The organism is Chroococcidiopsis thermalis PCC 7203, from assembly GCF_000317125.1.
Lineage (GTDB): Bacteria > Cyanobacteriota > Cyanobacteriia > Cyanobacteriales > Chroococcidiopsidaceae > Chroococcidiopsis > Chroococcidiopsis thermalis.
Genome location: NC_019695.1, coordinates 4593555 through 4604961, shown reverse-complemented (window position 1 = coordinate 4604961; position 11407 = coordinate 4593555). Strand labels below are relative to the sequence as shown.

7 protein-coding genes are annotated in these 11407 nt (G+C 47.1%); 1 reads left to right on the top strand and 6 read right to left on the bottom strand.

The window, feature by feature from the left end; genetic code table 11:
• Positions 1-193: 193 nt before the first annotated feature.
• The 5 genes from CHRO_RS19920 to CHRO_RS32620 all read right to left on the bottom strand — a co-directional run bounded on the left by CHRO_RS19920 (position 194) and on the right by CHRO_RS32620 (position 3572).
• Positions 194-1723 (bottom strand): site-2 protease family protein, encoded by a 1530-nt coding sequence (locus CHRO_RS19920; RefSeq protein ID WP_015156024.1) that lies wholly within the window; start codon positions 1721-1723, stop codon positions 194-196.
• A gap of 82 nt (positions 1724-1805) precedes the next feature.
• A complete protein-coding gene (gene murQ, locus CHRO_RS19915; RefSeq protein WP_342669345.1) occupies positions 1806-2723 on the bottom strand; it encodes an N-acetylmuramic acid 6-phosphate etherase in 918 nt (305 codons plus the stop codon).
• A 79-nt stretch (positions 2724-2802) separates the two neighbouring features.
• Entirely contained in the window at positions 2803-2928 is a 126-nt protein-coding gene (locus CHRO_RS34480) for a hypothetical protein (RefSeq protein WP_281168592.1), read from the bottom strand.
• Complete coding sequence (locus CHRO_RS19910) at positions 2925-3323, bottom strand: DUF3110 domain-containing protein (RefSeq protein ID WP_015156022.1); 399 nt, start codon at positions 3321-3323, stop codon at positions 2925-2927. The genes CHRO_RS34480 and CHRO_RS19910 overlap by 4 nt, the downstream gene beginning before the upstream one ends.
• A 69-nt stretch (positions 3324-3392) precedes the next feature.
• A complete protein-coding gene (locus CHRO_RS32620; protein ID WP_181824206.1) occupies positions 3393-3572 on the bottom strand; it encodes a hypothetical protein in 180 nt (59 codons plus the stop codon).
• A gap of 147 nt (positions 3573-3719) precedes the next feature.
• Here CHRO_RS32620 and CHRO_RS19905 point away from each other — a divergent pair, with 147 nt between their 5' ends.
• The gene (locus CHRO_RS19905; RefSeq protein WP_015156021.1) at positions 3720-8978 is read left to right on the top strand and encodes a translocation/assembly module TamB domain-containing protein; all 5259 of its coding nucleotides are present in this window, start codon (positions 3720-3722) and stop codon (positions 8976-8978) included.
• A gap of 611 nt (positions 8979-9589) precedes the next feature.
• Here CHRO_RS19905 and CHRO_RS19895 read toward each other — a convergent pair.
• The gene (locus tag CHRO_RS19895; protein WP_041462554.1) at positions 9590-11227 is read right to left on the bottom strand and encodes a S8 family serine peptidase; all 1638 of its coding nucleotides are present in this window, start codon (positions 11225-11227) and stop codon (positions 9590-9592) included.
• Positions 11228-11407 lie beyond the last annotated feature (180 nt).

Here is an 11407-nt window from a genome sequence, read left to right as displayed (position 1 = left end):
GGGTATTGGTAATATATAGTGAAATGAAATTGCGTGTATGAAACTGGTAGGGGCGCACAGCTGTGCGCCCCTGCAAATTATGTATTTCATGCGATTTGAAAACGGTTATGAAATCCCCCTAAATCCCCCTTCAAAAGGAGGACTTGAAGATCCCCCTAAATCCCCCTTCAAAAGGGGGACTTTGAGAATTCTTTTAACCACCGATTCCTAAGCGTCCTGCTAATGCGGGTGTGAGGGGTAGGAGGGTAGCTATCATCAAAAACAGTGCTAATAAACCTAAAGCTGCTCTAGCATCATTCGGTTCTGTTAACTCGTTCAGGCTAGGGCGTTCTAAATCTCGTTGCAAGAAAAGGATAACAACTGCCCAGTATAAAGCTAACGGATTAGCTAAAGATGCGATCGCCAAAACGATTACTGTGGCAAAAGTCGTGCGTCCGGCGGTTTTACGCCCGTAAATTGCTTGTACGACTCGCCCACCATCTAACTGTCCGGCTGGCATCAGATTCAGCGCTGTAATTACCAACCCCAACCAGCCAATAATTGTCAGCGGGTGAACGTCTACCAAAGCTTGGTTGACGGCAGAACCCAAAACGACTTTAGATAAAGCTCCGACTAAAATTGAGCCTTGAAAAAATTGCGACGGTACTTGATACATACTGCCAGGATGCGAGAGGATTAGACCCGCAAACAGCATCAGTAAGGAAACAACACCCCCAGCCACGGGACCAGCAATAGCAATATCAAATAAGGCTGTGCGGTTGGGTAGTAGCGATTCAATCCGCGTAATTGCTCCAAATGCTCCAATTTGCAGCGTTGGCAGGAAGAAGGGAGGACTGAGGCGAACTTGGTAGCGCTGGGCTAACACCCGATGTCCGATTTCGTGGGCGGCTAAAACAGCTAGAATTCCCAATGCAATTGGTAAAGCTTCGGGGAAACGACCTGGAGTTGTAAAGAAGTCGAATCCTTGCAGAATACCAGCAGTTTCTAAACTTGTGGCAATGGTAGCAAGAAACAGGACTAGCGCGAAAATCTTTTGTCCTACGGTTGAGGGGCGGGGGTCGTTGCGGCTAGGAAGGACGATGACGACTGGTCTACCATCGACATTTTCCACTAAAAATAAGCGATAACGGGGTTTCTCTGGAGCCGTTTCGCTGACTCCCATGCGTTCTTGCAAAGTTGTGTTGAGGCGATTGTAAACTGCTTCTGGTTCTCCGCGTAGGTTGCCTTTGAAAATTACGCCATCTTGATAGGGAATTGACTCTGTGGCAAAAAATGTGTCGATGCCAAAAATACCGCGAATGGTAGTCAGGTCTTCATCTGGGATGGGCATCACCTCCGGTTTGTTCAGTATTTCTACTGCCTTGACCGAACCATCATCTGCTGCATTTGGTTCTGGAGTTGTCGAGTTACCTGCTAGTTTTTCTGTAGCTTTGGCGCGGAGAATGGCATCTTGTCCAGCGGCGCGGAGACGGTTGCCGAGAAAGACATATATAGCTGTCGAAGCGACGATTAACAGCAACACTCCCGCCAAATTGAGATAAATTCCAGTGGCGAATAAGCCAAAGAATAGCAGCCAGGGAGAGATCAGCACTACTGACTGTAACCAGGCGAGGATACCGAGTTTGCCAAATTTCCTTGCCCTGATAAAGCCCCAACTCAAGATACCGAGTGCAACCAAGACAACGGTGAGGATGATGGGGGTTTCTGATGCCGTAGTAAACATTGTGAATTGCGATCGCAGCTAGGGAGCAATAAGTCTACTGTAGCGGAGTGCGTCACCCTTGGAAAATGAGGGAGTCGGGAGTCTATGTGCTAATTATGGAATTTTTACAACTTGCAACCGCAGCCCTCAGATTACCCTTGTGTTCTACCAACAACCGATCGCCTGCTTCTTTTTCTAACCCCGTCCAATGCATTAATAAGGCTAATTTTACCGATTTGCCACTGCGATCGAGTAATGTTTCAGCTGCATCGGCTTCTAAATCGGTGAGGTCGCGTAAAATGCGTAAAGCGCGATCGCGTAACTTATTATTTGTGACGGCAACATCTACCATGCGATTGCCGTAAACTTTGCCCAACTGCACCATCGTCCCCGTAGAAATAATATTTAATGCCAATTTGGTAGCAGTTCCGGCTTTGAGTCGCGTCGAACCTGCTAAAATCTCCGCTCCTACCAATAAGCGAATATCCACATCCACATCAATTTGGACTTGCTCTTGGGGTACGCAGGCAATAAAAATGGTTGTAGCTCCTCTAGCTCTGGCTGCTTGTAGAGCACCCTGGACGTAAGGCGTGGTTCCTCCCGCTGTAATACCGATAACGACATCTAACTGAGTAATTTTATGTTGGGCGATCGCACCTGCGCCATCCTCCGCCCGATCCTCCAAATCTTCCGAACTGCGAACTAAAGCCGCCGCACCCCCAGCAATAATTCCCTGTACCATTTCTGGCGGCGTGCAAAACGTTGGCGGACATTCTGATGCATCCAATACACCCAAACGCCCACTCGTTCCCGCTCCAATATAAAACAGCCGTCCTCCGTGATGCAACGATTTTGCTGTCAGGGCGATCGCCTCAGCTAATTCTTGCTTTGCCTCTGCCACCGCCGCTACTGCTTTCGCATCCTCGCAGTTAAATAACTCTACCAACTCCAAACAACTTAGTCGGTCTAAGTTTTGACTGTTAGGATTCACCTGTTCTGTTAGTAGATGACCGCGATCCATAATTGGTAATTGGTAATTGGTAATTGGTAATTGGTAATTGGTAATTGGTAATTGGTCATCGGTCATCGGTCATCGATCGTTAAATTATCAAATTTCTCTCCCTTGTCTCCCCCCTCTCCCTTGTCTCCCTTGTCTCCCCCCTCTCCCTTGTCTCCCTTGTCTCCCTTGTCTCCCTTGTCTCTCTTGTCCCATTTCCACCTTTCACAATAAGCCTTCCAACCGCCGCTTAATGCTATCCAACTCAGTATCGGACATATCTGAGTCAGACTTTTCTTCGACTAAGGGTTTATCTTCATCATCTAGTTGCCAGTCGGTTTGCTCTATGTTGATTTCTGGTGGAAGTGCAAGCGCACCTTCTGGAACAACTTCCCAGTCATAGCCAGCACTGTCGCAAAAATCCTTGATTTCCTCTGTATCCATCGCTTCCACCGTAGGAGCGGGAAAATCTTGTGCTTCTAGCATTAAGGCAAAACGTGCTGCATCATCTTCTGATTCAAACATCAATACCTTATTGCGATCGCCTGTTTGAATAGTATGAATGCCCTCATTTTCCGTGCGGGCATTAAACAGTAACACAAATACACGCATGGGTGCAATCATAACTCTCTCCGTTCCAATTTACCTTCAGTCATCCCTTTGTTTCTTGTTAACCATAATCTTAATCAGTTATCAGTTGTCAGTGAAGAAGGGGTGTAGGGTGTGGGGAGAATTCGGAATTCGGAATTCGGAATTCGGAATTAATGCGTGAATTGCACCTGAAGCTCCTCTGCTGCTCTGCTCCTCTGCTTCCTCAGCTCTCTTCTTATATACCTTTGTGTAGACGCAGTTTTTTTGATGAACGGATAACATCTTTGGTTATTTTGTGCAAATAGATGTTAACAATCCCGTAACGATAATTTCACATTTAAATTCTTGAATTATCCTTAAAGTTGGCGCTGCTCCCAGGTGTGGTTTTTTGCCACTAGCTCCAGCCGTCCAGATCAGCCGTGAGGGGTTATGTCTAATTTCACTGAGCCGGAAACTGAAGATTCTCAACAGTCTCCTCGACCCAACCGTCTCAAGAATATCTTATTTAGTCGGACTACTGTTGCTATTGGCGTACCAATATTGGTGGGGGTAGCAGCGGGTGCGTGGTGGATAAATCGATTCATTTACGAACAGCTATCGCCACTTGTCGAAAAAAATCTTTCCCAAACCCTGAAACGACCGATTAAAGTCGGGCGCGTCGAACGGTTTGGTTTGACGGGGTTACGCTTGGGTGCTACTTCTGTCCCGGCTACTGCTACCGACCCAGATACGGCATCAATCGAAGCAGTAGAGGTAAACTATAACCCCTTATCAGTGCTTTTGACTCGCACTTTACCCTTAGATGTCACGCTTGTTAACCCAAAAGCCTACGTGCAGCAAGATACCCAAGGGCGCTGGGTCAATACTGATATTGCTACGGGTGGTGAGGCGGGAGGTCCAATTCAAATTGCCCTCAATCGGCTTGGCTGGCGGAATGCTCAAGCAATTTTAGTGTCTAACGTTCAACAACTAACTCGTTCTACGCCACGTAACACTGTCACCTTAAATCAAGTTAACGGAGAAGCAACTTTTCGCGAAAACTATAATCTGATTAATTTCAATTTAGCTGGGAAACCGCAGACAGGAGGAGAGCTAAAGCTTGATGGAGATTTTCGCGCCGAGTCGGGACGAGCTAGTATCAATATTAATACGCAAGAATTTCTAGCTTCCGATCTAACGCGGCTGATTGAATTGCCGTTAGTTATTCAAGGTGGTCGAGTCAACAGCGATTTTAAAGCCGAACTCACTCCTGTAAAACTGTTGGGTTTATATGGTACTGCCGACCTAAACAAGGTTACAGCTCAAGTTAATCAACTACCGCAAGCCTTTAATAATTCTCAGGGAAGGTTGCAGTTTAAGGGAACGGAAATTTACCTAGATAACGTTGCTAGTAGCTATGGCAAAATTCCAGCTGTAGCTAAGGGTTCTCTTGATATAGAAAAAGGTTTTAATCTCTCGGCTTACGTCGATGCTGTCAGCGCCGCCGCCGCAATTTCTAGTTTAAATCTACAAGTACCCGTACCCGTTGATGGTGTTTTTCGATCGCAAGTCAAACTGACAGGACCCGTAGAAGCGGCTGTTTTGACCGGAGATGTAGTAAACATCAAACCAGTCCGGTTAGATCGGTTGAATATCAGTCGGGTAAGTACGAACTTTACCCTTGATACGGCAGCAGGAACGTTAAATTTTCCCAATATATCAGCTACACCCGCTGCTGGAGGTAAGGTAACGGGTGGCGGAACGCTGAAATTAGCCCTGAAACCAGAACAGACAGCAGGTTTAGATTTTAAATTTATTGCTAATAATATTCCAGGGGATGCGATCGCCAAAGCCTACGGCGTAACTAACCAAGCTGCGAAAGTGGGAATTGTCACCGCCCAAGCCCAAGTTACAGGTACGCCAGATAAACCCCGTACAGTTGTTAATTGGCAAGCACCCCAAGCAACATATCCAGGTAAAGGACAACTGGTGATTTACAACGCCAACAACCTCTTCCTACGCGATACAATTTTCCGCGTGGCTGGAGGTGATGTTTCAGCGGCTGGGGAGTTGGTCAACCAACGTTGGAAAGCAGCAATTAAAGCCACTGGGGTGAGATTGGGACAGTTAACCCAAGTCCCGCCCAGCTTGCAAAACCCGGTAAATGGTACGTTTAATCTAGCTGGTACGCTCGACCCAGCTAAACCGCAACAACTCACTGCTACAGGTGCGGGTCAATTAACGGGGATTGGTGGGGGTACGATTAACGTCCCTAGTATCCAAGTAGCCGCCGGACGCTGGCAAACTCAACTGCAAGCAACTGACTTACAATTGCAACGTCTCGCCCCCGTACCGCCTCAGTATGCGGGAAGTCTGAACGGAAGGCTAAATCTATCGGGGAGTACCACTGCTTTTACTCCAGAAACTTTACGGGGTAGCGGTACGGGGAGGTTAAATGTTGCTGGAGGTACGATTAATGCTAGGGATATTCAACTCAATAACGGTCGCTGGCAAGTAGCAGTTAATACGAATGGAATCCAGCTCAATCGATTTAATCCACAATTACGAGGTTTACTGACAGGAGATGCCAACTTAGCCGGAACTATCAGCGAATTCAGTCCGGCAGGAATTACAGCAGCGGGACAAGTCCGCTTGTCGGAGGAGTTAATCGGACAACCCCTAACTGCTTCCTTAAATTGGAATGGCAACACTTTAAATATTCCCCAACTCACCTCTAGAAATATTCAAGCGAACGGCAGAGTTAGTGTTGACCCGCAAAATGTTGCCTCGATAACGGGGTTAAATTTTAACGTCAAAGTGCGAGACTACGATCTCAAAAACGCTCCCGTACAGTTGCCACCTAATAGTAGCGTGGCGGGTAGAGTCAGTTTTGTTGGACAGGTTACGGGCAATTTACCAGTACCGAATGTTGTAGGTAACGTGCGGCTGCAAAACTTTGCCGTCAACAACGTAGCTTTCGACCCGCTATTAGCGGGAGATTTGCGGCTGCAACCGGGCAGGGGATTAAATTTAGATTTAGTTGGGAATCAAAACGATCGCGTTGCTGTCAATCTCAAACCCGACTATCGCCCCAATAATTTTACAGTGAGATTGGATGAGGCGCTCGCCACTGGGAGAAGTCAGGGCGAGAATTTATTGGTCAATGTCGAGAACTTTCCGTTACGGGTGCTGAATCTGTCTGCACCAGCTAACCCCTACCTCACGGGTCCAGTCAGCGGCATTTTATCAGCCGATTTGACGGTAAATCCCGACCGTCTAGCCGCCCAAGGAGATGTAGCTGTAGCACAACCTGGTATAGGTAGATTGCAGGGCGATCGCTTAGCGGCACAATTTCGGTACGGGAACGGTGGCGGGACGCTGACTAATGGTGAATTTGTCAAAGGTTCAAGCCGGTATGCATTAACAGGTAGCTTCAGTCAAACTTCTAAAGGTCCTCAATTTCAAGCTAAAGCCAATATCGCCCAAGGCAACATTCAAGATATCCTCAGCGCCCTGCAAATTTATGACTTTGAAGACCTGCAACGCGGTTTTCAGCCTCCTGATTATGCTACAGCAAAAGATTTAGGAATTTTACAAGTCGGCGCACCAAATAGATCGCTATTAACTCAATTACGTCGTTATTCGGAAGTTTTAGTTTTACTGCAACAGCAGCGCCAGCAACGTCAAGATGCTTTTCCAGTCCCAGCTTTAGCCGAACTTCAGGGGACTTTTGGCGGCGAAGTTACTGCTAGTGGTTCTCCCCAACAGGGCATTGCTGCTGATTTCAATTTGCGAGGGGATAAGTGGCAGTGGGGTAAATATACTGCCGATCGCCTCGTTGCTGCTGGTAACTTTAATGAAGGAGTGCTAACCCTACTTCCCGTGCGGGTACGATTGGACGAAAACACCGCTGTAGCTTTGACTGGTCGTTTTAGCAGCGAACAGCAATCAGGTCAGTTACGAGTCAGGGGCTTTCCGTTAAGCCTACTCAATGATTTTGTCGAATTACCGATCGCCGTGACAGGTAATGTGGACGGTACGGCAACCATTGCTGGTAGTACCGAGAACCCCTTAGCAGTCGGAGAATTTCAACTCCGTGAAGGCACGATCAATCAAAACCCCGTAGAATCAGCTGCGGCTAGTTTCAGCTATGCTAATGCCCGTCTCGGTTTCGGTAGCAACATTCTGATTGCTGGACCCGACCCATTAATGGCGACTGGTAGTATTCCCTTACAATTACCTTTCGCTTCGGTTAAACCGGATAGCGACCAGATTCGGTTAGATGTCAATGTCCAAAATCAAGGACTAGCCTTACTCAATGTTTTAACCGACCAAGTAGCGTGGAAAGGCGGTGAAGGACAAGTTCAACTGCAAGTACGCGGTACTCTCAAGCAGCCAGAAGCGAAGGGAATTGCCCAAGTCAAAAATGCCACCATCACTGCTGCGGCTCTAACAGATCCATTAACAAATGTCAACGGTACGGTGCTATTTAACGAAGATCGCATTCTCGTCAAGGGAATTCAAGGCGATTTTTCCAGGGGTCAGGTGGTTGCCCAAGGCGTAATTCCGATTTTTGAGAATCTAGCAGCAAATGACCCAGATGCCGCTAATCCCCTTACCGTTTCTTTAGATCGGCTGAGGTTGAATTTACCCAATTTATATCAAGGAGGCGTTGACGGTAAAGTCACTGTGACTGGCTCCGCACTTAACCCCACAATCGGGGGTCAAGTTCTACTGGCGGACGGTCAGGTTTTTCTGCCAACTAGCAATGCCCCGGCTACGCCTGGGGCGCAAGGGGGACAAGGGGGACAAGGGGGACAAGGGGGAACAGCCCCGGCTCCAGCTGCTGAAGCACCTATAGAGTTGAACGATCTGCGGCTGACTTTAGGAAATAATGTGTCGGTAACGTTACCACCGATTCTTGACTTTCAAGCGGCTGGAACTTTAGTGGTAAACGGTATGCTGGGCGATTTGCGCCCTCAAGGAACTATCAATTTAGAACGTGGTAGCGTCAATTTATTTACGACTCAATTTGAGTTGGAGCGGGGCTACGAACAAAAAGCAACTTTTACACCAAAACAAGCTCTCGATCCAACCCTTGATGTGCGATTGATCGCATCAGTACCAGAAGTGACGCGATCGCAAGTCCCTTCTTCTGTTATCAGCAGCGAGATTTCTGACAACACCTTATCTACAGATATCGGTTCCGTAAATACCGTTCGCGTGCGGGCAGTAGCTAAAGGACCAGCTAGCCAATTATTTGAAAATTTGGAACTGACAAGTAGCCCTTCCCGCAGTCAATCAGAGATTATCGCTCTAATTGGTGGTGGTTTCGCGCAAACCTTGGCAGGACAGGGTGGTGGTGACACGGCGACGGGACTAGTTAATCTGGCAGGAACAGCTATATTAGGTAACTTTCAAAATACGTTTACCGACATTGGCAATGCCTTGGGTTTATCAGAGCTGCGCTTATTCCCCACTTCTATTTCTAATGAGGAGCGATCGCGCTCTTCTACTCTTGGTCTAGCGGCTGAGGCTGGCGTTGATATCACGCGCAATGCTTATGTCTCGGTTTTGACATTCTTAACTGCACAACAACCAGCTCAATTCGGTTTGAGCTATCGCTTGAACGACAACACCCGCGTCCGCGCCGCGACAGATTTTGCCGACGATACGCAAGCTGTGGTTGAGTATGAAGTGCAGTTTTAAATCCCATTGTCATAGTAAGGTTGGCATTGCCCACCCTACACTCAAATTTCACTAATATACTGGGGAGCAGGGAGCAGGGAGTAGGGAGCAAATGAAAAAGTTTTGGCTAATCTTGCTTGTAGACAATTGACTGGTTCTAATTTATTCTCTTTTTGCTTGAATTACTATAAATCTTCTTTTATATTTCTATTCTGTTACAAAGAAGGTTATATTTTAAATATACAGGCAATAGCAACAAATAGATTAATAAAGTTAGCTTATCGCAGTGAAAAGAAACTCAAAAGTATCGATTCGATCTTTTGAGTTAAACATGCTGCAAACTAAAGAGATATCCAAGAAACGCATAGCGTTTAGTGGGAATTTTTAGGGAGGCAATTGCAGCTATGAATTTTATCGATTGTCTAGTTCTAACTTTTGCTAACATGGCTCTGTGTCTCAGCTTGCCTAAGCTACTGTCTTTGTTGACAGCTCCAAAGACTCGGAAACTCGAAAGTATTAAGCCAGCTTTAAGCGTACCAATAGTTGAGTCTGAAGCTCCTCGTCTTCTCCAAATAGAAAGTTAGAAAGTTGAGAAGTTTCACTTTTTTGACTTTTAACTTTTCACATTTGACTTACTGAGCGGGTACAGTCCACCAGGCGATCGCGTAAGGTTGAGAGGGTTGATTTACTTGTTGGCGAAATTGGACGCGAATTTTGTAACTGCCTGTAGTGGGAACTGGACAAAAAATATGCTCGATACTATCAACCTCGCTAGTTGAGGTACAAATATTACTAGCAGCAGCGTTGGAGTCTGCATTTAATAAGTAAAGGTCGAGATTATTTAAACCGCGATCGCGAAAATCTTCTCCAACATCAAAGCTGCCATTTTGATTTTTATCTCTCAATTCTACTAAGCGCTCCCACACCAAGGTAATTGCAACGTAACTACCTTGTTTTAAAGGTGCAGCTAGGACATAATCTTCAGCAGAGTTAGCTTTGAGTTGACGATAGTTCCACCCCATCGCTGGAACTGGTTGCCAAGATTGCCACTGACCTGCTTTAAACTGTTCGTAGGCACGAAAAGCATTCAATTGACCTGCACCGATTTCAGAATTTAAAGAAACTTTGGGTTGACGGTAAGCATCGGAATCTACCCAATTGCGATTTTGTTTGTCAATAATCGTCTTACTCATCCCTAATCGCAAGCCATCACCCGCATCTTGTACTTTATCAGCAGAGTTAAGCAACACCGCTTTCATCACCTGATGCCGACGAGCATCCAAACTCCAATTCCGTGTAGATCCCCCCAACCCCCCTTTCCAAGGGGGGCGAGAGGCGATCGCCATCTTAATCTGTTTATCTCCATATTCCTGTAACAGCGCCACTGTAGCTGTAACGTGAGGTGCGGCAAAACTCGTACCCGTAACCTCCTTGACCTTAGCATCGGGGTTAAGGGCATAAACCCTGTTGCCAGGAGCAACCAAACTAATCGACTGCCGCGTACCGAGATTCATTTCCCGTCCCCGCAACCTACCCTTCACGCCACCACCAGCGGCACTTAAATTAGTCACATCAACTTTGCGGAAAATTCCGTCTTGACGCGAGGAAAAAGCAATATTCATGCCGTTGTAATTATCGGTAGGGATGGGAATTCCGCCCTTCCCCTGATTTCCGGCAATAACATACAACACATCGTGGACGCGGCTAGACCAATCCAAACAGCGAGTTAGTAGAGAATTACCATCTAATCTCGCCTCCGGTCGCGGGTCGCGTTCCAAAGTTTCACCAAAACTAAAATTAATCGCCCGCACGTCACCGCTATTGCGGTTTGCTGTCGATTGTGCGGATAAACATTCTTCCGGCTGTCCGGCATACTTCACCGAACCTACCGCAGTCGAGTATAATCTAGCTCCTGGGGCGATCCCTGCCAGAGTTTTGCGATCGCTAATCATAATGCTGGCAACATTTTGGGCGTGGGGGTCGATATTCGTATTTGCCTTAGCCGCACCATTACGCAAAAACACGCCAGCTGGGGCGATCGCAGGTTGTTTGGAAACCGCCTTATCCAAGCCAAACTTTCCAGGTCGTCCAATTTCCACCTGACCGATCGCAATTTTCCGCCCAATTAAGTTGTAAGGTAATTCATGCAGCCGTTGGGCATCAATTCCCGCGACTCCGATAGACAGCGATTCCTGCGTCCACACCGGACGCGCCAACCCTACAGCCGCCAAACAAATGCCCCCTGTCACCCAGACCAGCTTTTTCACCAATTTCTCCTTCAATTAGGAAATGCAGCTTTACACTTTACTCTAAAACAAATGGGAGTCGAGAGTCGGGAGTCGGTACGGGCGCTTTCTCTGTGCGCCCGTACGGGAGTCGTTCGGCGCGGAAGTTGGAAGTATTTCACGCACCACGCATCACTCATTTAAACAAGCTACGATCGCATTAGT

Bases quoted from the DNA above. Each gene is read 5' to 3' on its own strand.
- CHRO_RS32620 (WP_181824206.1), bottom strand. From the start codon at position 3,572: ATGTTATCCGTTCATCAAAAAAACTGCGTCTACACAAAGGTATATAAG.
- murQ (WP_342669345.1), bottom strand. From the start codon at position 2,723: ATGGATCGCGGTCATCTACTAACAGAACAGGTGAATCCTAACAGTCAA.
- CHRO_RS19920 (WP_015156024.1), bottom strand. From the start codon at position 1,723: ATGTTTACTACGGCATCAGAAACCCCCATCATCCTCACCGTTGTCTTG.
- CHRO_RS19910 (WP_015156022.1), bottom strand. From the start codon at position 3,323: ATGATTGCACCCATGCGTGTATTTGTGTTACTGTTTAATGCCCGCACG.
- CHRO_RS19905 (WP_015156021.1), top strand. From the start codon at position 3,720: ATGTCTAATTTCACTGAGCCGGAAACTGAAGATTCTCAACAGTCTCCT.